At 35.5% G+C, this 20,663-nt stretch carries 20 protein-coding genes and 2 pseudogenes; 14 read left to right on the forward strand and 8 right to left on the reverse strand.

Going from position 1 to position 20,663, the window contains the following annotated elements; genetic code table 11:
• Window positions 1-306: 306 nt before the first annotated feature.
• Entirely contained in the window at window positions 307-855 is a 549-nt protein-coding gene (locus F6K06_RS14195; RefSeq protein WP_240039072.1) for a YHYH domain-containing protein, read from the reverse strand.
• A gap of 82 nt (window positions 856-937) precedes the next feature.
• Window positions 938-1,096: a hypothetical protein gene (locus tag F6K06_RS14200; protein WP_161564623.1), complete on the reverse strand. Its 159-nt coding sequence runs from the start codon at window positions 1,094-1,096 to the stop codon at window positions 938-940.
• A gap of 1 nt (window position 1,097) precedes the next feature.
• Here F6K06_RS14200 and F6K06_RS14205 point away from each other — a divergent pair, with 1 nt between their 5' ends.
• Window positions 1,098-2,021: a glycosyltransferase family 2 protein gene (locus F6K06_RS14205; RefSeq protein WP_124146075.1), complete on the forward strand. Its 924-nt coding sequence runs from the start codon at window positions 1,098-1,100 to the stop codon at window positions 2,019-2,021.
• A 405-nt stretch (window positions 2,022-2,426) separates the two neighbouring features.
• On the opposite strand, the gene F6K06_RS14210 is transcribed toward F6K06_RS14205, so the two are convergent.
• The 3 genes from F6K06_RS14210 to F6K06_RS14220 all read right to left on the reverse strand — a co-directional run bounded on the left by F6K06_RS14210 (window position 2,427) and on the right by F6K06_RS14220 (window position 4,657).
• Entirely contained in the window at window positions 2,427-3,404 is a 978-nt protein-coding gene (locus tag F6K06_RS14210; RefSeq protein ID WP_124146074.1) for a DMT family transporter, read from the reverse strand.
• 126 nt (window positions 3,405-3,530) lie between these two features.
• Entirely contained in the window at window positions 3,531-3,668 is a 138-nt protein-coding gene (locus F6K06_RS14215) for a transposase (RefSeq protein WP_240039073.1), read from the reverse strand.
• 278 nt (window positions 3,669-3,946) lie between these two features.
• On the reverse strand, window positions 3,947-4,657 hold the full coding sequence (locus F6K06_RS14220) for a sterol desaturase family protein (protein WP_124154522.1): 711 nt from the start codon (window positions 4,655-4,657) through the stop codon (window positions 3,947-3,949).
• A gap of 507 nt (window positions 4,658-5,164) precedes the next feature.
• On the opposite strand from F6K06_RS14220, the gene F6K06_RS14225 reads away from it, so the two are divergent.
• Window positions 5,165-5,386, forward strand: coding sequence for a hypothetical protein (locus F6K06_RS14225; protein ID WP_124146072.1), 222 nt, complete (start codon window positions 5,165-5,167; stop codon window positions 5,384-5,386).
• Between the two features lie 417 nt (window positions 5,387-5,803).
• Here F6K06_RS14225 and F6K06_RS14230 read toward each other — a convergent pair whose 3' ends face one another.
• Window positions 5,804-6,613 (reverse strand): trans-aconitate 2-methyltransferase, encoded by an 810-nt coding sequence (locus tag F6K06_RS14230; protein ID WP_124146071.1) that lies wholly within the window; start codon window positions 6,611-6,613, stop codon window positions 5,804-5,806.
• A 424-nt stretch (window positions 6,614-7,037) separates the two neighbouring features.
• Between F6K06_RS14230 and F6K06_RS14235 the strand changes: the two genes are divergently transcribed.
• From F6K06_RS14235 to F6K06_RS14250, 4 genes are all read left to right on the forward strand, one after another.
• Window positions 7,038-7,982: a methyltransferase domain-containing protein gene (locus F6K06_RS14235; protein WP_124146070.1), complete on the forward strand. Its 945-nt coding sequence runs from the start codon at window positions 7,038-7,040 to the stop codon at window positions 7,980-7,982.
• Between the two features lie 48 nt (window positions 7,983-8,030).
• Window positions 8,031-8,198 (forward strand): YqaE/Pmp3 family membrane protein, encoded by a 168-nt coding sequence (locus tag F6K06_RS14240; protein WP_124146069.1) that lies wholly within the window; start codon window positions 8,031-8,033, stop codon window positions 8,196-8,198.
• Between the two features lie 929 nt (window positions 8,199-9,127).
• Entirely contained in the window at window positions 9,128-10,204 is a 1,077-nt protein-coding gene (locus F6K06_RS14245; protein WP_124146068.1) for a branched-chain amino acid aminotransferase, read from the forward strand.
• Between the two features lie 1,036 nt (window positions 10,205-11,240).
• Window positions 11,241-12,098, forward strand: a complete 858-nt coding sequence (locus F6K06_RS14250) for an EI24 domain-containing protein (RefSeq protein WP_124146067.1) — start codon at window positions 11,241-11,243, stop codon at window positions 12,096-12,098.
• Window positions 12,099-12,159: 61 nt separating this feature from the next.
• On the opposite strand, the gene F6K06_RS14255 is transcribed toward F6K06_RS14250, so the two are convergent.
• Complete coding sequence (locus F6K06_RS14255) at window positions 12,160-12,492, reverse strand: hypothetical protein (protein ID WP_287242097.1); 333 nt, start codon at window positions 12,490-12,492, stop codon at window positions 12,160-12,162.
• Window positions 12,493-12,759: 267 nt separating this feature from the next.
• Between F6K06_RS14255 and F6K06_RS14260 the strand changes: the two genes are divergently transcribed.
• Both F6K06_RS14260 and F6K06_RS14265 read left to right on the forward strand, forming a co-directional pair.
• Window positions 12,760-13,092: a helix-turn-helix domain-containing protein gene (locus F6K06_RS14260; RefSeq protein ID WP_240039071.1), complete on the forward strand. Its 333-nt coding sequence runs from the start codon at window positions 12,760-12,762 to the stop codon at window positions 13,090-13,092.
• A 343-nt stretch (window positions 13,093-13,435) separates the two neighbouring features.
• Window positions 13,436-14,366 (forward strand): annotated as a pseudogene (locus tag F6K06_RS14265) (RNA-guided endonuclease InsQ/TnpB family protein); the annotation flags it as partial.
• A 47-nt stretch (window positions 14,367-14,413) separates the two neighbouring features.
• On the opposite strand, the gene F6K06_RS14270 reads toward F6K06_RS14265, so the two are convergent.
• Window positions 14,414-15,373, reverse strand: a complete 960-nt coding sequence (locus tag F6K06_RS14270; protein ID WP_124146065.1) for an orange carotenoid protein N-terminal domain-containing protein — start codon at window positions 15,371-15,373, stop codon at window positions 14,414-14,416.
• 222 nt (window positions 15,374-15,595) lie between these two features.
• On the opposite strand from F6K06_RS14270, the gene sodN reads away from it, so the two are divergent.
• The 6 genes and pseudogenes from sodN (at window position 15,596) to F6K06_RS14300 (ending at window position 20,641) form a co-directional block, all read left to right on the forward strand.
• Window positions 15,596-16,054 carry a superoxide dismutase, Ni gene (sodN, locus tag F6K06_RS14275; RefSeq protein ID WP_124146064.1) on the forward strand — a complete coding sequence of 153 codons (459 nt, stop codon included), beginning with the start codon at window positions 15,596-15,598 and terminating at the stop codon, window positions 16,052-16,054.
• 31 nt (window positions 16,055-16,085) lie between these two features.
• On the forward strand, window positions 16,086-16,451 hold the full coding sequence (sodX, locus tag F6K06_RS14280; RefSeq protein ID WP_205127450.1) for a nickel-type superoxide dismutase maturation protease: 366 nt from the start codon (window positions 16,086-16,088) through the stop codon (window positions 16,449-16,451).
• 1,051 nt (window positions 16,452-17,502) lie between these two features.
• Window positions 17,503-18,327 (forward strand): annotated as a pseudogene (locus F6K06_RS14285) (IS630 family transposase); the annotation flags it as partial.
• A gap of 65 nt (window positions 18,328-18,392) precedes the next feature.
• Entirely contained in the window at window positions 18,393-18,527 is a 135-nt protein-coding gene (locus tag F6K06_RS14290; protein ID WP_275670408.1) for a hypothetical protein, read from the forward strand.
• Between the two features lie 241 nt (window positions 18,528-18,768).
• Entirely contained in the window at window positions 18,769-20,361 is a 1,593-nt protein-coding gene (locus F6K06_RS14295) for an Hsp70 family protein (RefSeq protein ID WP_124154524.1), read from the forward strand.
• A 19-nt stretch (window positions 20,362-20,380) separates the two neighbouring features.
• Window positions 20,381-20,641: a hypothetical protein gene (locus F6K06_RS14300; protein ID WP_124146062.1), complete on the forward strand. Its 261-nt coding sequence runs from the start codon at window positions 20,381-20,383 to the stop codon at window positions 20,639-20,641.
• Window positions 20,642-20,663: the final 22 nt, after the last annotated feature.

The following is a 20,663-nucleotide window of genomic DNA, read 5'->3' on the forward strand; positions in this document are numbered from 1 at the left end:
ATATCTAATACCCAACTATACTATTGCAGAAGAATTATCAACTTTTATTCTAGGGGTTTGGTTGCTAAACCACTACTTCTAAGTCTTTCCTTAAACTAAGTAAAGAAAAGATATAATTTTAAGATTTAGATGAATGAGTTATTTCATATTTAAAATCAGCAATACCATCTCATTATCTATAATAAATATTCGGATTACTTTTAAGAAGAGGTAATTATTAATTATTGAAAAAGAAGATTTTGTCTATATACTATATAAATGATGGATAAAAATAAGTACTCCCTAGCATCTCTAGGGAGTAATGGCTTATTGTACATAAATAATCAACTGACTAACATTCTTAATCGCTTTCATTGCATAACTATCATTAGGACGGAAGTTTAACGCTCTTTTGAAATTTATCAAAGCTGTCTGATAGTCTTTGTTTTCTGTTGATCTATAACCAATATTCATACATTGCTCGTAGTTAAAGCAAGAACCATTTATCCGATAAACATGAGGCTGTAATATATTAAAATTAGTGAATGCTTGGAGGTCATTAGATTGAAAACTTAATGCTTTTTCATAGTAAAGATAAGCTCTTAAAAGATCGCCTGTTTCCCAAGAAGAATATCCTAAACTATGACAAAGTTGATTAGTTGAGCAGAGAATAACTACGTTTCCAGTATCGCCTAAAGTTCTTAACCCTGTGCTGTTGCCAGAATTTCCAGAAGTCCCATAACTCCCCGATCCTCCTGATGAAGTTCCTCCATGACAGTGATATCTTCCTGTTGATCGGTTTGTGTGGCATCCACTGCTATCGGTTCGGCCTGAATGAGCGATAGCAATACAAGGAGTTAATAGTCCTACTACCACCCCCCCCCCGCAAAAAATATCTTTTGAAAAATATTTTTCATTGTTTCTAATAGAGTTTGAAGAGTACTTTTCAAGTATAAAACTATTTTCTGTCTATTGAATTATTCTGATTTTCTGGTGTTAATGATCGCCCTGTAGAATCATCATACCTGAATTCAGCAAGACCCTTTTTTATCCATGCTATAACAGCTAAGACCCATAATGTACTACCTACTATCGAGTTATCCCACTCAGGAGACAAAATGTTTTTCAGTGTAGTTATCCCCACTTATAATCGCAAACCGATTTTAGAAAAGTGTCTTCGCGCTCTGGAAAATCAGGATTATGACTACCCAATTATAGATTATGAAGTAATAGTTGTCGATGATGGCTCGACGGATGATACTATCCCCTGGTTAGAAACAGAGGCCAAAGAATTTCCCCATGTCCAACTATTTTCTCAGTCCCACCAAGGGCCAGCAGCAGCTCGGAATTTTGGTGTTGAACAGGCCAAAGGAGATTTTATTATTTTTATTGATAGTGACCTGGTGGTAACAGATTCTTTTCTACAGTCACACGCAAATAGTTTGATTGCTCAAAAGTCAGATAATGTATTTACTTATGGCAGAGTCATTAATACTTGTAATTTTGATTTTCCCACTTCAGAACCTTATAAGTTGACTGATTTTTCGGCAGCTTTTTTTGCTACAGGAAATGTAGCGATCGCTCGTAGTTGGTTAATTGAAGCTGGATTATTTGATACTCGTTTTGAACAGTATGGTTGGGAAGATTTGGAGTTAGGAGTTAGGTTAAAAAAATTGGGTTTAAAATTGATTAAGTGTCCTGATGCTGTTGGTTATCATTGGCATCCACCTTTTTCTTTGGAGCAATTACCAGGAATGATTGAGCGAGAAATTCAAAGGGGAAAAATGGGAGTTTTGTTTTATCAAAAACATCCGACTTGGGAAGTTAAAATGATGATTCAAATGACTTGGCTACACAAATTATTATGGGGAGTTTTATCATTAGGTGGAAGATTAAATGAAAAGACAATGGCTGGTTTTTTGCAATGGTTAATTGACCGAGGTAAGTCACAGTTGGCTTTAGAAATTTCTCGTATATTTTTGAATTGGTATAATGTACAAGCTGTTTATACTGCTTATAGAAATATTGAGAATTATACTTAATAGTTCAGATGGGAAGCAGAGGAGCAGGGGAGAAGGGAGGAAAGAATCATAGTAGATAGGAAAAACTACTTAGGGCTTGCTGATTGGACACTATAATTTTTTTCTGGCTTTTGACTTTTGACTGTCTTGAGTGCGTCTTGCATTCTGAGGAAACCTCGCCAATTAGCACTCGCTTTTGACTTATGTTTTTATGCATAGCACTCAGCTACCTTGATCAGGAGTCAAATTCTCAGTTAAATATTAAGCATAAATACTTGCTGAATCCTTGTCTCCTATTGAGCACTATAATTTTCTTCTGACTTTTGACTTTTGACTTTTATGCTACGTTTTGTCGTGCGGAATGTAGGGTATAAATGACTGGGAATTAAGGGGAGACAGGAGTCGCGATCGCTGCCTCCCTTGAGATTAACTTCTCTTTGCTTCCTCCGTGAAATTCACCCTCCCTCGGCTTGAAACGGCTAAATACATTCCTGAGACGACAATGACAAAACTGAGCAATGTGAGTGGACTTAGCTGCTCAGAAAAAACGATCCAGCCCTCGATCGCACTCAAAGAAGGAATGACTAAAGCCAGCAAACTGGCAAAAGCAGCGGAAATTTTCTTCAGGCAATAAGCCCAAAGTCCAATCCCTAACATTTGTCCCACCAAAGCCAGTTCAACGACAGCGAACCAGCCGACAGCGGTGGTTGGGAAAAAAGATTCCCCAGTAATCACTAACAGAATTAGCAGCACAAAAGAACTCGTGATTGAAGACCAGGTCATAATTGTTAAAGGGTCTAACTGTTGTCGCAAGCGCTCGATAATGAGGGGATGAATCCCAAAAAATACTGCAGACAGTAAAGCTGCAGCATCTCCCCAAAATTCGATGCCAAACTCGAAGGAAAGCAGGCTCTCTGATTCTAAAATAGCCGCGCCGACGACCGCTACAAACATCCCCACTAGGAAACGGCGATCGAAGGTCTGTCCGAAAGCAAGCCACCCTCCCAGCACTGTGAATAGGGGAACTAAATTGTGCATAAGTGTTGAATTGGCAATGCTAGTTTGTTCTAGAGACCAAGCCCATAATATTAATCCCACTGCCAAAATAATTCCGTCTGCAATCAGAAGAGCAATTCTTCTTGTCGAAAGTAAAGAAGGAGTCGCCCAGTCCTGATTCGTTGAAAAAAAAGGTTTGATGCACAAAAATGCAAGACTTGCAACCCAATAGCGATTAAATGCTGTGGTACTAAAGCTCATTTCATTTTCCCCAAGACGAAAAAAAACTGGGGTTAGGGAAATACAGAAAATACTTCCCAGCAATGCACCCCAGGCATCTGTGGGGATAGAATTGAAAAAGCCTTTCAAACCTAGACTAAATTGATTCTCTCTAAGTTTTTCTGTCATTTTCTACATTCTCCACACACTCATTCCATGCTTTTGAGTTTAACTATTATTAACAAAAATGTGAGTGTTTTCTCATCTTACACGCAGCTAAAATTGCAGTGTTCGCAATTTGAAAACACGCTCCGATCAAGACAGAGACTCTTTAACAGTTCCACACCTAGAGCAAGTTTTAGAACTAGGAAACCATCTATCAAGAATGGTTAAGGATGATCCGTAAAGTTGAAATTTGTACTCTAGCTGTCTGCGGAATTCATAAAAACCCATATCTGCACCCACCCCTCTAGCTCCCCTCCCGGGAGGGGATGGAGGTAGGCTGTGGTTTTGAGCTAGATAGCTAGTAAGTTTATGCAATGCATATTTTCTACTGAGTATCCAACTGAATTTTACTTCGCTTTGGGATAATCAGCTATATCCAGTTTCTTTACTGATTACAGGGAGATTTGAGTGAGTACCAACGCTTGTTTAGTGGCAGGAATTTAATTGAAATTTATGCCCTCGTTAAGAAAAGATGCACTCCTGATATCTTTCCCACCCCATTAATACTAAAGTCCCACAATCATTCTAGCTGTCACCGGTTCTTCACCAATGCCATACTCTTCTGTCTGGGAATCAACTAAATCTGTATTGAAATAAGTACCAAAAATGTGGTCAAAGATGACAAGCATACTTGCCAGGTTCTTATTGTGGAACCTCTCTTCAGCAAGGTGATGGACGTGGTGGTATCGAGGGGTGACAATCACATACTCTACTACTCGCATCCAAGGTCGCCACTTAATGTTGAGATGGCTAATCGTGTTGTGAAATGATGCAATCGCGCCATACACAATAGCAATGTGAGCAGGAATAGCTAGTGCAGGAAACCATAAGCCAATGCTTGCAAACATTAGTTTACTTGTTAAGCTTGATTTTACACCACTCAGCCACCATAGTTTCTGTTCTGAATGATGCCACTTATGAGTTTGCCAAATCTGTTCGATATAGTGCATATGCCAATGAATGACATAAAGACTGAATTCCCTTAAGAAAATGGCTAGAATAACCCTAGAGTATAGAGGAGCAGACAAAATGTTAGTCCAACCAATTGCCTCGACGAAGGGTGCAGAAGTAATAAAATTCTGTATCGGATAGTAAGCATAGACAACAACGACAATATAAAGCATCATTATTGCAGCATTCTTGATATCTTCCAGGATTTCCTCTGAATAGTTAATTTCCTTTAAGGGATCTTTTTTTTCCCAAGTCCAAAGGATCAAGCCTGGGACAAATGTTATTGCCCACGCTGAAATAATGTTATTCACTTTGTTAGTTTTATGTTGATGATCACACAGTCATTATTTATAGCACATAGACATTTAGATGTCAATCTTTATAGTTAATTTTGTGTACCTGTTTATAAAACCTATTTCCTAGGTCAATGCTCCGAAACGAAACAAAATTTAGTAGTGTCAAACACCTAAATTCGTAGTGCTATAAAATTATATTACTCAAAAGTTAATTGAATATTTCATAGTAACTTCCCAAAATAACGCTATATTTGCTCAAGACTTCAGTTATTAATTAATAAGTAAGTAAGAGCAATATTTTTAACGATCCGTTTACAAAGAGCGAAGATATTTTATTCATTTCACTACTCCCTATTCTCAATAAAATGTAGCAAGAATTTTGATATTTGGTATCATATAGACTAAAAAATATCATAATTTCTGATTTTTAATTTGGAACTATTTTGATATAACCATAGCTAATTTATTTACACTATAATGATTGAACCTGATTTTCCTCATATTATGCTTGCCTTTGAATATAAAGGTTGGAAAGTTGAAATAGACCAAGGTGAAATGAATGGATATCCTACTTATGCAGTTTGGGCTAATTACAAATTAGGTTGTGTTGTAGCAGTACCTTATGCTTCTTCTCGACAAGAGGCAGTTAAACGTGCCAAGCAATGGATTGATGATCGAAATAATAGGAAAATAACTTAAATTACCGAATAATTAAGGTTTAAAGCTTCTCCTTTAAAGGAGAAACAAGAAAAATTTTTCCTTTGAGTCAATCCTCTCTTTTTCAACGAGAAGTAATTGTTAATTATTAATTATTAATTGTTGAACATACCTTTACTTTAACTTCATTTATTCCTTATTTTTGATATCTCAAGCAGTTATTAAATAATATCATGTTCGGATGAAAGCCTGATAAATATAATTCTCTATGTATCACCGTTCCGTCAAACTTCTACTACATATCGCCTTTTGCCTATCAATTATAACTATTCAACCGAACATGATTAAAGTATTGATATTTGAGAAATGGTATAGGTGAAATGAAATATAAATTAGTAACACATATAAATTATTGTCTAAAACAACAATAACTTAAATAATCAGTAATTTAGTCATTATTTATTCTAAATTACCTTCCTTAAAAGCCATAATCCTAATTCGCTTATAATCAGCCGTCCATTTACCCTTTTTATATAAATGAGGACGCAATCTATTTTCAATATCATCAATAATAATACTTTGCTTTTTCTCAGGAATTCCTTCAAAGAAACAAGTTGCAAACATCTTCAGCCAATTACGCAAACCATTTTCTCCATCCTCAAGTTTAGTTGGTCTTTCTAATAAAGTAGCAAAAGTCAACACAAACCCTTGTGATTCTAAGAGAGTAGCATATTCTCCAATACTAGGAAAATACCAAGGATTAAGTTGTTTATTACTACTATAACCAGCAGCATCTAAGGCTTCATAAATACTTTTAACAATTGTTTTAATATTACCTTTACCACCAAATTCACTAACGAAACGACCTCCAGGTTTCAGGACGCGCCAAATATTACGGATAACTTTTTTCTGTTCTTTAATCCAATGAAGTACTGCATTAGAAAACACCGCATCAAATGTTTCTTTTAAACCTATATTAACTCCATCTCCTACTAAAAATTTAATATCTGGATAACAACGATGTGCTTGTTCAATCATGGTCGGAGCATTATCAATTCCTACCACTTTTGCCCCTTTTGTAGTGATTTTATAGGTCAGATGACCTGTACCACAACCAAGGTCAAGAATTTTTTCTCCACTCTGAGGACTGAGCAATTCTAATAAATCTATTGCCAAATTAGAAACAAAAGAATGTTTACTTTCATACAGTTCTGCATTCCACTGATTGAAAGATATATTTGAGAAGTTGTTAGTTGTATTATTTTCCATAGCACTATGAAGAGTAACTTGTTCAATAAATTATACTTGAATTCAACAAATCTCACCTATCAAGTCAAAAGTTAAAAATGTGGATACCCTGTGTCACGAGTCAAGGGATGCAGAGATTTTTTCTCCATATCAAAATATCAAATAAATTAATAGAAAGGACGATCGACAAGATAGTCAAAAGTAAGACTTAACAGATTAATTTAGATAGTTTTAATTAGGAAAAGTTGTTTTTGCTCTTGAAGCGATTGAGTAAAATTACTCTAATCATAAGGATAAAATTGAGATGATTTAAATAAAATAATACCTGTAAAACTTCAGGTTTGTATTCAGTATAGTTGGAATCTAAAACAATTTTGTGCTAAGAAATATATCCTATCTCAATATTGAGTATTGATACGAAGTATGTCATTGAGGAATATAGCTTATGGCAAGTAGTGAAGTTGGTGCAGATTTATGGATTAGCGAGTATATCACACCTTGGGATATTTATGTTCATGGCATTACCGAGGTACTTGCCTACAAAAAAACTGCCTATCAGGATATGTACATCATAAACACAGGTATTTATGGTAAAGCACTGGTTCTTGATGGTAAATGGCAATCTTCTACAGGAGACGAATTTTTGTACCATGAACCCCTGGTACATCCTGCCATGATTTTTCATGGATCTCCTAGTAAAGTTCTTGTTCTTGGTGGTGGTGAAGGAGCAACTATTCGAGAGGTCTTACGTTGGCAAACAGTAGAAAAAGTGGCCATGATTGATATTGATGGAGAAGTGGTTGAAGCTTGTCGTCAATATTTGCCTGAGATGCACGCTAATTCTTTTGATGACCCTCGCCTCAAGTTGGTCATTGGTGATGCTTTAGAATTTTTGGAGACTTCTGGTGAAATTTGGGATGTAGTTATCTCTGACCTTTCTGACCCTATTGAAGAGGGACCTTCATTTCAGTTGTTTACAAAGGAATACTTTGAAAAGATTCTACAGGTGCTTACCCCTGGAGGGTTTTTTGTTGTGCAAGCTGGTCCTGTTTCCCTAGGAGAAATGAAACTTCATATTCGAATTGTGAATACAATGAAAGAAGTTTTTCCTTATGTCCAATCTTATAGTAGTTATGTTCCTACTTATGGACAACCTTGGGGTTTTGTAATAGGTTCAACAGAAATGATTAATAGTCGTCCTGACCCAGAAACAGTTAATCAACTTCTGAGAGAAAAAACTACTGGTGGGTTTCGGATGTTGGATGGGACTACCTTATTGGGGATGTTACAAGTACCTAAACATTTGCGGGAAGCGATCGCTACTGAGACTGAGGTATATACTTTAGCAAAACCTCCAAAATTTTTCGGTAAAGGTTCTACTAATAGTTGAAGCTATAACTAAGACAACAATAGTTTAAAAATTACAAGAGTAACTAAAATGACTATACTACGAATTCTAGCTGCTATATTCTTACCGCCTTTAGGTGTTTTTTTGACTGTTGGTTTAGGCGGTGCTTTTTGGATTAATCTTCTCCTAACTATTTTTGGTTTTTATATTGGTGGTATTGTTCATGCTATTTGGGTTATTGCCAAGCATGATAATTAAGCTAGACAATTAAAATAGGGGTGGGTTTGGTCTGATTTTTGATAAATTTTTAACTAAAAATAATCACAAACCCATCTCTATTCATAGGAGTAACTTTTGATTGTTAATTATTCAATAACTGGCAACTGCTAAATTATCACAAAGACTTAAACATCTGTGAGAAATGATTACCACTAAAATAGATGTTTATAATTTTTTACAAAAACTTGAACATTTTTCAGTCAAAGTCATACTAAAATTATCTGACCAATCAACAATAATTTCATCATCATTATGAGAGGTAAAATACTTGCAGTTTCTATTCAGAAAGGTAATGGAATAATCTTTGGTGATTATGGTAAAAGATATAGGTTTCTGCTGAGAGGCAACATTTTTACCCTTGGCTAATTAATAAGACTTGATATCAGATAACTGATAATAGAAAGTCTGCAAAAAAACTTGAATAAATATATGCTATACCAATTATTAATAATACTTTATTTGAGAGTTGTTTGATACTATTTTATTTTTCCTAAACTCCCTAATACTTAATACTTCATACGAACAAATTTTATTAAAAGGAGAAGTCTAAAGTTTTCTCTAAACTGAGTTGTGATGGAATTAGGTGAAGCCATCTCTCTCTATCATTTTTCCCCTTTGTTAATTGATTTTGATTTATCATGATATTTGTCACAATCTTTTTTTGCAAATGGTACTACATATATCTGACAAAGAATAAAAATGTATTAAATAACATTGCATTAATCAACCATCCTTTTTAAGTCGGGAGTCAGGAGTAAAGACTTTTCACTTTTCCCACAACTTTTTGAGGTCTTTGCTTTTTACCATCTTCTACAAAAGTGACTTGTTTTTAATTATATGTATTTAATTGGGCATGATATTATAAATAAACAATATAAAGTAGCATTTTTACTAAAAGCCAGACAATAATGCAAATAGTTAATTCTCATAATTCTCAAATATCTATAGAAAAAACTAGCCACTCTCGGATTAAAGAACAGGATATCAATAATAGTCCCTTTGGCAAAGTATTTAGCGATCATATGTTAGTTGCTGACTACAGGGATGGTAATTGGCAAGAGGTAAAAATTGTTCCTTATGGCCATATTTCAATGGCTCCTTCTCTGTCAGCCCTCCATTATGGCCAGACCGTTTTTGAAGGTTTAAAAGCTTATAGAAGTCCCACAGGAAAACCTTTACTATTTCGCCCACAAGCTAATTATAAACGGATAAATGAATCAGCTTTTCGATTATGTATGCCACCTATTCCTGAAGATATTTTTCTGGATGGTTTAAAGGAATTAATTAGGCTAGATTCTGACTGGATTCCTACTCAATCGGGTAGTGTATTATATATTCGACCTATTTATTTTGCTACAGATGAATCTGTTGGTCTTAAACCAGCAAATAGTTATAAATTTATGATTATTTCTTGCCCTGTAGGTGCTTATTATTCAGAACCAGTTAAGTTAATTGTTACAGATAAATATATACGAGCTGCTGAAGGTGGAACAGGTGCGGCTAAATGTGCTGGTAATTATGGTGGTAGTTTATTAGCAGATAAAGAGGCTAAACAACAAGGTTATGATAATGTTTTATGGTTGGATGGGAAGGAAAAAAAATATATTGAAGAATGTGGCACAATGAATGTGGCTTTTGTCATTAATGATGTTGTGATTACTCCTAAGTTGACTGGTACTATATTAGCTGGAATTACTAGAGATAGTGTATTAACTTTATTGAGAGATATGGGTGTTAAAGTTGAGGAAAGATTAATTTCTATTGATGAAGTGGCAAAAGCTTATGAAGAGGGTAATCTTTCTGAAGCATTTGGTATGGGAACTGCTGCTACAATTGCTCATATTTCTACTATTAATGATCAAGGTAAAGATATGATTTTACCTCCTATTTTTGAACGAAAATATGCTCCTCAAGTATTACAAAAATTAGAAGATATTAAAACAGCTAAAGTGACTGACCCTTACGGTTGGGTTGATCCACTGTAAACTATAGGTTACTATAATTGGTCTTGGGATGAGATTAAAACTAAACATTATTAGTTGATTTACTAATATAAATCTTCTATCATCCCATAATTTTTATATGTTAAATATAGCTAATATATATAGTCATTCCCAAGAAGCGTGAGGTACAAAATTTGTTGGTTTTAGGGAATAGGGAACAGGGAATAGAAGACAAATCAAGATAGGTGTACCTCATTAGACTGAGAAACGCTAATATCAAGTCTGATTAAATACCCACAATAAAAATTTTAGGGAATGGGTAATAGGGAAAATGAGGAAATTTATCAGAGAAAATATTTTGATTGTGGCTAATTAATCAGACTTGATATAACTTTCTATTGTAGTTAGTTAGTAATCTAAAATTCTGGGGATAATTGAAAAATAGAGAAGCTAAATAGAAATATGTATAACAATCTGATTTTCTACAAATAATTTAATACTTCTATAGAGTAGGGATTTTTCCTCTACAAAAAATCTGAATCTCCACTAACTCATGGGGTGCGTCACAGAAGAACCAACTATTATTCCAGAAAATGGTAAGGATGCTGTCAAATATTCTACTTAATCTTTTGTTCACAAACAACCTCTTATAGCTACTATAGCGTTGTGTACAGGCAACAGGCAACAGGCAACAGGCAATAGGGGGAATAAATTGCCGATAATATAAGACTTTTAGCTATTGGGCGCCTCCTGCAATTTGTAAATATACCAGCGCACACTGTTATAACTTCTAATACCAAGGATAAAAAAAGAATGTTACGAATAATAAGGGCTGCAAGGACGAATGGCCATTTGCTAACGCAGAGCTGCCGCTAACGTCCCTACTTTATAGGAGATACTTTTTGGACTAAAAAGATAAATTCATACCTAAAAACTGCCATTAAAGCCATTCATTCTGACTTGCTCTTCCTGAGTTCTCTTCCTGTGAGGGGTTAGGGGTGGGTTGACTCCTAAGAAATATCCTAAGCTATTTGTAGCAAAAATTTATCAATTTGGTATAACTACTCTCAATTAACTCATGGTAAAACAAAAAAAAATTAAGTCAATATTATCTATATTTGAGACTCCTATCGGATTATTCGCAGGGGCAACTTACCATTTTCGTGCTTTAACGATATTTCTCAAAAATCCAAAATTAATAGGTTATATAGTTGTGCCAATTTTGATTAATATCGTGGTAGGTATTCTTCTTTATCTTAGTTTACTCCTACCAGGAATTGATTTAATTAATACTATTTTTAAGAACTTATCTTTAAGCTTTGATGCTTTAATTGCTCAATTACCAACATGGTTAAACTTCTTAAGTTATATAGATAATATTTTATATAAACTTGTACAAGTTATTCTATTCGCAATATTATTGCTGATAATTGGATTTTTGTTAGTACAATTTGGAACTATTCTAGGTTCACCTTTTTATGGTCAACTTTCTGAACAATTAGAAAAAATTAGAACTGGAACATTGCCTGAAACTCCTCCAAGTTTATTAAACTCTCTCAGAGATATTTGGCGAGCAATACTCTTTGAGTTAAAAAAAGTTGGATTACTTTTAGTAATAGGTTTACCGATATTGCTGCTCAACTTTCTCCCTGGAGGTTCTTTAATCGCAACTATTGGTGGTATAACTTTAACAACTTCCATTGTTTGTCTTGACTTTTTTGATGGATTTTTGGAGAGAAGAAAATTAAAATTTCGACAGAAGTTAACAGTAGTGCGTCGTAGTTTACCAGCAAGCGCCACTTTTGGGTTAATTTGTCAAGGTTTAATTACCATTCCTATAGTTAACTTTTTAGGTATTCCACTATGTGTCGCTGCAGGGACTTTATTTTGTTGCGATCGCGTCTTACCAAATTTACTGCCAGACAATCAAGCTTAAAGAGTGCGGGTCTAGATGGAACAGCAGTTCATTTCACAACCCGCCCTTGATTTAGATTATATTAGATAATGCGGGTCATGGCAGATACTTTTGTAATCTTTTCTTTATCCAAGCCTTCCAGCTCTCCAAGCTTTAACCATCCCTCTTTTACTAAGCCAGCTAGAGCAAAAATTACAGTTGCATTTCTGGAGTCATACTTGCCATCTAGATCGTATCTTCTGGCACTGAGAAAATCATGTAGATACCATAAATCATCAAATTCTTGAATTCCACTTGCTTGCTGGCGCACTGTTGTGATTAAGGCATTGATTTCTCGTTCTTTAGCTTTTTCTAAAGCTGCTTGGGCAATCTTTTCTTCTGTTATAGACCACTGAGTATTAGTAAGTTGCATCATCCTTTTTATTTTCTTAAAAATCTATGTGTGATTATGATTTTTTATGTAGTTGTTAATAGTAGCATATATAATCTAATTCAGTAGCTAGATAAAATAAAATTTATATTAATTTACAAGGCAATTTTATTAAATCCTAACAAAAAAAAGAGTGTTCTGTTTGAAATGGAGCTTTGAGGACTCCCGGTATAATCTCCCATTTACCAGGAGATGAATTGCAAAACAAACAATGAGCAGTCCATTGAGATAGAACTATGAAACAATAGAAATATGCTCACACTAACCTACGAATTTAAGTTAATCCCTTCTCCAGAACAGGTGGCCATTATAGAAGATATGCTGGTAGTCTGTAGAAAAGTTTGGAATTATGCCTTAAGAGAGCGAAAAGACTGGATTAACAGTAGGAAATGTGCAGTTAACTGTTGTTCATTGCATCAAGAGTACGTTATTCCTACGGATACACCTTACCCTAACTACAATAGACAAGGGATCAACTTAACAAAAGCAAAAAAAACTAACCCAGAGCTGAAAAGAACAAATGCTCAAGTCTTACAGCAAGTTCTCAAGAATTTAGCTAAATCGCCGATTCATCTCACGCCATAATCTGTGATTATGGCGTGAGATGAATCGGCGGTAAATTAATGGGACTCGATGTCCCATTAATTTACAAACTTTTATATTATCATTGAACTATGCTGGTTTGAGCTAATCGCCGCCAGTAATGAACCATGAAAATTTAATAGGATATGGGGTTATTGGCCCGAATTCCTAGTCAACTGTGGGAAAACGTAAAATCTTATTCCGGAACTAGGTGAGCAGTTTTTTATGTGCAAAAAGAGCGGTGGGGCATCTAGTTCTTAAAGCTCGTGGAGTCCGACGGGATACCGGGACTGTGAAACGAGAAGCCCACACTATACCGTCAGGTTAGTGTGGGAGTATGTCACAAAGAGCATTTAACAACATGAAACAGCAGGGTTATGACTTTCCTTGTTTTAAGAACAAGTACAGAATGAGGTCCTTTGTCTTCCCTCAGTTCAAAAATAATCCCATCTCCAACGAGTATATAAAACTACCTCAAATTGGATTAGTTCCGATGAGATTATCTAGACCAATACCAGAAGGATTTAAACTGAAACAGGTTAGGGTTGTCAGACGAGCAAGTGGGTATTTTGTCATGTTATCTGTACAAAGTCCTGTGAGTATTCCGGATCCCCCTGCTTCTGGACACCCGTTAGGGATTGATATTGGACTTGATAAATTTTTAGCAACAACTGAATTGTGAATTGATTGAACGTCCAAAGTTTTTAACCAAACTACAAAGCGAGTTGACATTACTGCAACGTAGGTTAAAGTTAAAATCTAAGCCTTCAGTGAATCGATATAAACTTAACCAAAAGATAGCAAGACTTCATCAAAAAATATCAGATACTCGAAAAGACTTTCACTTTAAATTAGCTCATCATTTATGCGACCAAGCAGGAATGATATTTGTGGAAGACCTAGACTTTAGATGCTAGGCCAAAGGAATGTTAGGTAAACATACTTTAGATGCTGGGTTTGGTCAGTTTTTCAATATTTTGGCTTGGGTATGCAGAAAACGAGGGGTTTATTTTGGCCAGATAGACTACAGATATACCAGTCAAATTTGTCCAAATTGTGGAGCGCATACAGGTAAAAAAGACCTGCCTGAGCGCGAACATAAATGCCCTCAATGCGAATACGAAATAAACCGTGATGTGGCAGCAGCAAAAGTGATTTGTCATCGAGGTGTTATTGCGGTCGGGCAGATCGTGGAGCAAATTGACTGTCTAGGCGTACTGTCGGGGACTGGCAACAGTCTAGATAAGTGCCACTCAAGCAGTAAGCCTAAATCGTGAGGTTTGGGAATCTCCCATTATAATCTTTGATTTAATGGGAGAGAATGTCAACGAGCCAAATTTAACAACTCCTTGGCAGATGCCAATAAGTCGATCGCTACAAAGAAAATTTTACCTTCAGGATTGAGTAAAAATCTCCAAGCAATATTCATACCTACACCAGCTCCAAACCAAGGAGTTTGGCATTTACCAGTAACCTTAATCTGAGTATAACCATCCTCAGCAGGTTCAGAAATTCCTTGCTCTGGGATTAACTTGAGGTTCTGACATTCTTCTTGGAAAAATCGCAAAACGGCATCTTTGCCCACAATTGGTCTACGGAAAGGAGGTTGTAGGCCACCGTCAGGAGTGAATAACTCAATCAATGCATTAAAGTCATTGGCATTCAAGTTATTCATGTAATTCAAGATAGTAGGATTATCAACACCTTGAATCGTAACTTTAGTTCGCTCTGCCATATTCTTTGGAGCAACTACAGGTTCAGAAACTCGGGTATAGTTGCCCAAATTTTTAACATCAAAACCCATATCAATCACAGAATTTCTCAAAACTGTGATTTGCTGACCAGAATCTAATCCTTGAATAGTTCCCAATACGGCTGAAGCATTAGCAGAAAGCTGATAACCCTTTGGTATAGGAGCAACAAGTCCCTGATTCATCCATTCTCCAAGTTGATACCAAAAACCCAACTTGATATTGGGAGACCAGGTGGCATATGTCCGACACATTGGAGTATCGGAGCGGTTAGCCAGGTCACACATGACTTGGGTCTGCTCCTGGAAGCTCATTTGTTTAATTTCATTCATAGTTATTTCTGCAAGCTGCATATTGGCAGCTCCTAGAGCAGCAATTGTGATTGTTTTGCCCATTTCTAGGTAGGCGAACCAAATGAGAGCTAGTTGGTCTTCTGCACTTAGCTGATTGAAGCGAGCTATAGTGGCTGGCACTATGTCAGCTGATAAGGTGTTGGGAAAGATATTGCGAGCTGTATCAATTGAAAATGGCATAGGTTTATCTTGATAAAGGAATCAAAAATTAAAAATCAGAAATACCCACACTTTTGATTTAAACTAGGGTAGGTGGGGATTATCGGAAATTTATAAATACCCACACTTTTGATTTAAACTAGGGTAGGTGGAAATTATTAGGAAAATTCTTCCTTCTGAACCACTATTTCATCGTAACATTACTTTACATTTTTTATACAGATAGTAATATCTTAGAAAACTATGCTCAACAGAATTGCTTCTCAGATTAGAAAGTCCTTCCCAGCACCAGAAGTTAGTGCTCACTGCGATGGCCCTTGTGGTGTTTATGACCCCGCTTCTGCTCGCATTTATGCTGAGGCAGTGGTGTCTATGACTAAGAAAATTCTAGACCTTGACCCAAAAGCAGGAGACCATAAGACTGCTAATACTCTTTCTCGCTATATTGCTATTAAGGAAGAGCAGGCTCAGAAGACTAAAGAAGATTTGCTCATCCTCTGGACTGATTATTTTAAGCCCGTGCATTTAGAAAAGTATCCAGACCTCCACGATACTTTCTGGAAAGCTGCTAAACTTTGCTCTGCTTGTAAAGTGGAAGTTAATTTGGATCATGCTAATGAATTATTAGCTGCTGTGGAGAAAATCCATAATATGTTCTGGGCTACTAAGGAACGTGAGGTAACTTGGTACAAGGCTAGCTAATTTTTTTTAGTTTGAGGTGGTAGGCAAAAAGTTGATACAAACAAGCGATAATAAAGAATTATTGTTATGGTTGTTGAGATTGCGTCAACGCTTTTGTGTTACAGGGGTGTCGATGTTTCCTCTACTCAAACCAGGGGAGGATATTCTTGTTGACACTAAAGCCTACCGCCACTGTTTACCTGAAATAGATGATTTGGTGGTGGCTAAACATCCCCATCGCCAAGATTTGAAAATAATTAAACGGGTTGCCTTTGTTGATGAAAATGGCGACTGTTTTTTGGTGGGAGAAAATAGGGAAGAAAGTAGTGATAGTCGTTCTTTCGGTTTTGTAAGTTCCCAACAAATAATTGGTAGAGTTACTAGCAAGTTTCCTGAGTGGGACTTAAACAAAACTTAGGCAAAAAATCGCATCAAATCGATACAGCACAGGGAGAGCTTTTTTAGGGCTTTGATATTTTGATCTTTTCTAAATTGACTTTTCACAACGAATTCTGGGGTTGCACATTATGGAATGATACTGCCAAAAAGAGGTTTAGACTTTGACTAAAAAAACCTAATATTAATTATTCTAGCAATTATCAAATCCAAAATCAAATTCAATCAAAAATATCAAATCATTCGCCACTGTGCAACGCCCGAATTCTACCCAAAAAGTCACTTTATAGCGGAGAAAATGTCTCTTCTGTCAATTTCAGAGAGGACGATTGCCAAAACTGTTACAGGACTAAAAATATATAGTTGCTCTAGTTTGAGTTTGGAAGCTATTAGATTATATCATATATTTTTAACTATGTCAAACCATTGTTAGAGCAACTGATGAAAATTAGTTCATCATCGTTGAAGAAATATAAGGTAATTCCTTAAAAAACAACGAAATAATCATGGTTTTGGGCTGAAAAATCTCATTAGGTTATAAACACCCTTGGATTATTCTTTGTTAATTCTATCATGGAAAGGCTGAAACTATTGAAACTCCGTTAGCTAATTTAGGCTTTTTTTGATGTTTTTTGTCAGAGGTTGATGACAAAGTTGAAAATTTTAAAATTAGAAGCTGAGATTGATAATTAAAACTTTTCAGATAGCGATCGCTGAACTAAGGAATGAGGATTAAATAAAATACAGAAATTAAAGAGTTGCAAACCTTGATGAAGCTAAAATTTCATTATGGAGGCGTTTATATGAATTTGATGGAGAAAGAAAAGTTTATGACTTTGAGGATAAATATGGGTATATTGGAACTTTAGAATTAGTCTACCCTACCAATTTAATACTACCTATCTTATTTTTTTTCATCCTTTGTATTTTCTGGATAGGATTAAGGAAACTGGCTTCAGAAGCAAACTAGACAGTTTTGCAGTTTAGACTAATTGTAGTTAGTGGTACTTACACATTTTCTGGTCAAAAAATGCCTGTTTGCGTAGCATTCCGCAGGAAGAGTCTGTCTGCATAAAGGTTACTTAAAGGCTGAAGAAAAAGAGAGAACAATTGATTAGTTGAGAGAACAAGATTATCTGAGATTATCAGAGTTGCAAAACTATTTACAGAACCAATATAACGTCGTTTTTGAGTCCTATCAGAGTTATTATAACTTACTCAAAGAGGCTGAAATAAGTTGGAAAAAAATTCAAAAAAATCATCCAGCTAAAAATGATGAATAAGTGAAAGCAAAAAAAAAGAAATAGAGGATAAATTGGCAAAATGGCAACCGGAAATAGAAGCGGGAAACCAAGCAGTGTTTATAATTGACGAATGTCATCTGCTATGGGGGGATGTATTAGGTTATGCTTGGGGAAAAACAGATAAAAGAATAGAAATTACGATGAAAAATTAAAAGGAAAGACAGACTTATTATTGAGCTTTAGACTACCAAACAAAGGAATTTATAGTTCAATAGTATCAAAGTGGAAATACTGAAAATACCATAGAGTTTATCAAATATTTGCAACGGCAAAGAACGGGAAAAAGATTGGCAATATTTTGGGATGCCACAACTTATTATAATTATCGAGAATTTCGAGAATATTTGATAAAAATTAATCAAGATTTACAAGAAGAGGAATGGTTGATAAATTGTACAAAATTTACCCCGAATGCCCCGGAGCAAAACCCTGTTGAAGAGATTTGGTTACAAGTCAAAAAATTCATCAGACAGTTTGATCATCTTTGTAGTTCTTTGAAAATAGTTAAGTGGCTATTTAAGTTTTTTGCGCTATGGTCAAATATTCGATTTTCCCAAACTTTTTCAGTATGGAATTTTGCCACAACCAATTTAGGATTGCTATATATAAAAGAAGATGAATCGCTATTTTAGTCAGTGAATATTTAGCCCAATTACCTGGTGGTTAAGATTGATTTGAAGGTAATTAGTAGTTACCTCATTAGACATCTCCAAAAATCAAAATTGAAGAAGGAGACAGGAGACAGGAGACAGGAGACAGGAGGAAAATTACATGGGGATTCTAACCCCAAGTAATTTTGAACACCGTGTAGACGGTGGGGTATTAAACCCACAAAGAAAATGATAAAATCAATTATCGTACAGAAATTATCAATTATTCCCCTCCACCGGAGGGGGAGGGGCGAGGGGTGGGTTCCCTATTCCCTATTCCCTATTCCCTCATTTGGTGGAGATGTCTATTCTTGTTTGTGATTGATAAATCAAGCTATCCTCATTATAATTCTGAGTAATATGGCATATTAAATTGGATAGCTGAATGGCGATCGCGATAGACTTTGGAACAAGTAACACGGTAATCTCCCGTTGGAATCAAACAACTCAACAGCCTGAAATTGTTAAATTACCAGGTTTGTCAATTATTTCTGGACAAAATCCACCTCTAATTCCTAGTTTAGTTTATGTGGAAAATGCTGCTGAAAAGAAAGTAGTAATAGGTCAGCAAGTTAGAGATAAAGGTTACGATATTAATACAGACTCTCGATTTTTTCGGAATTTTAAACGGGGTATTGGCTCAGATATTAAAGGGTTTTTGCCTGAACTTGATGGTCAAATAGTTTCTTTTGAACAAGTAGGAGAGTTATTTTTACAAGAAGTTGTAGCTGGTATTCGGAAAGTGCCTTTGCCTGTAGAATCTTTAATTTTTACTGTTCCGGTAGATAGTTTTGAGGCTTATCGTAATTGGTTGGGTGAGGTTTGCCAGTCTCTACAGGTTGACCAAGTAAGAATGATTGATGAACCTACTGCCGCAGCTTTAGGTTATGCAATGAAAGAGGCAGAAATTTTATTGGTGGTTGATTTTGGTGGCGGAACTTTAGATTTATCTTTGGTGCGGTTGGATAATTCGATACAAAAACAACCTTTGGGTTTTATTCTGAAATGGGGTGAAAAATCTTTTGGTAAAAGTTCAAATCAAAAGCCAAAAATTGCCAGAGTTTTGGCAAAATCAGGACAGAATTTAGGGGGGTCGGATATTGATAATTGGTTAGTGGATTATTTTGTCAAAAATCAAGGTATTGAAAAGACTCCTTTAACTACTCGTTTGGCAGAAAAGTTAAAGATTCAATTGTCTTTACAACAGCAGGCAACGGAAGTTTATTTTGATGATGAAAATTTAGAAAGTTATGAGTTGGAATTAGGGCGAGATGGCTTTGAGGAAATTCTCAAGGAAAAGGGATTTTTTGTCAGTCTTGATAATTCCATGAATCAGGTTTTACAGCAGGCAAAAAGACAAGGAATAGAATTATCAGAAATTGATGCTGTTTTATTGGTGGGAGGAACAGTACAAATACCAGCAGTTCAAAGGTGGGTAAAAGAATATTTTGATGCTGCAAAAATTCGTTGTGAAAAACCTTTTGAAGCAATTTCTCAGGGAGCATTGCAATTAACTCAAGGAGTTGAGGTTAAGGACTTTTTGTATCACAGTTATGGTATCCGCTATTGGGATAGAAGGAAAAATGCTCATAGTTGGCATCCTTTGATTAAGTCTGGTCAACCATATCCAATGAGTAATCCTGTGGAGTTGGTTTTGGGTGCTTCGGTGAATAGTCAACCCAGTATTGAATTAATTTTGGGAGAGTTAGGTGCTGAGTCTGGTGGGACAGAAGTTTATTTCGATGGCGATCGCCTAATTACTCGCAAAATATCAGGAGAGGAAACTTCAGTACAGCCTTTAAATGATAAAGAAGGAGGTCGTAATATTGCTCAATTAATTCCTCCCGGAAATCCTGGAAGCGATCGAATTAAGGTATTGTTTTGGGTGGATGAATCTAGATTTCTCAGAATAACAGTAGAGGATTTATTAACTAATGAAATTTTATTAAATGAGCAAGCTGTTGTGCAGTTGAGTTAATATATTTGTTGATGGTATTATGTTTAATTATCGTTTAGTATATGGTTATGGAGAAAATCTAGATAGAAAGAAAAAATATGTTATCTTTGGGGACTCCTATTCTCAATTTTTTGCTCCCCACCAAAGGTACAAAAACATAGAAGTTCATTTATATAAAATACCGGGAGCTCCAATGACAGGTTTTGGTAAGAGAGAATCTACCTTAAAAGTTGCCGATAAAATCAGACAAACAATTTATGAGCATCAAGATTTAGATTTACTAATTTTAAAGTTTGGTTAAGTAGATGTCGATCTAGGATATT

It is taken from the genome of Okeania sp. SIO1H4, from assembly GCF_010672695.1.
In the GTDB taxonomy this organism is placed as follows: Bacteria; Cyanobacteriota; Cyanobacteriia; order Cyanobacteriales; family Microcoleaceae; genus Okeania; species Okeania hirsuta.

Coding starts and splice junctions, on each gene's coding strand:
- F6K06_RS14205 (WP_124146075.1), top strand. CDS start 1,098: ATGTTTTTCAGTGTAGTTATCCCCACTTATAATCGCAAACCGATTTTA.
- F6K06_RS14210 (WP_124146074.1), bottom strand. CDS start 3,404: ATGACAGAAAAACTTAGAGAGAATCAATTTAGTCTAGGTTTGAAAGGC.
- F6K06_RS14215 (WP_240039073.1), bottom strand. CDS start 3,668: ATGGGTTTTTATGAATTCCGCAGACAGCTAGAGTACAAATTTCAACTT.
- F6K06_RS14225 (WP_124146072.1), top strand. CDS start 5,165: ATGATTGAACCTGATTTTCCTCATATTATGCTTGCCTTTGAATATAAA.
- F6K06_RS14230 (WP_124146071.1), bottom strand. CDS start 6,613: ATGGAAAATAATACAACTAACAACTTCTCAAATATATCTTTCAATCAG.
- F6K06_RS14235 (WP_124146070.1), top strand. CDS start 7,038: ATGGCAAGTAGTGAAGTTGGTGCAGATTTATGGATTAGCGAGTATATC.
- F6K06_RS14240 (WP_124146069.1), top strand. CDS start 8,031: ATGACTATACTACGAATTCTAGCTGCTATATTCTTACCGCCTTTAGGT.
- F6K06_RS14245 (WP_124146068.1), top strand. CDS start 9,128: ATGCAAATAGTTAATTCTCATAATTCTCAAATATCTATAGAAAAAACT.
- F6K06_RS14250 (WP_124146067.1), top strand. CDS start 11,241: ATGGTAAAACAAAAAAAAATTAAGTCAATATTATCTATATTTGAGACT.
- F6K06_RS14255 (WP_287242097.1), bottom strand. CDS start 12,492: ATGATGCAACTTACTAATACTCAGTGGTCTATAACAGAAGAAAAGATT.
- F6K06_RS14260 (WP_240039071.1), top strand. CDS start 12,760: ATGCTCACACTAACCTACGAATTTAAGTTAATCCCTTCTCCAGAACAG.
- F6K06_RS14270 (WP_124146065.1), bottom strand. CDS start 15,373: ATGCCATTTTCAATTGATACAGCTCGCAATATCTTTCCCAACACCTTA.
- sodN (WP_124146064.1), top strand. CDS start 15,596: ATGCTCAACAGAATTGCTTCTCAGATTAGAAAGTCCTTCCCAGCACCA.
- F6K06_RS14295 (WP_124154524.1), top strand. CDS start 18,769: ATGGCGATCGCGATAGACTTTGGAACAAGTAACACGGTAATCTCCCGT.
- F6K06_RS14300 (WP_124146062.1), top strand. CDS start 20,381: ATGTTTAATTATCGTTTAGTATATGGTTATGGAGAAAATCTAGATAGA.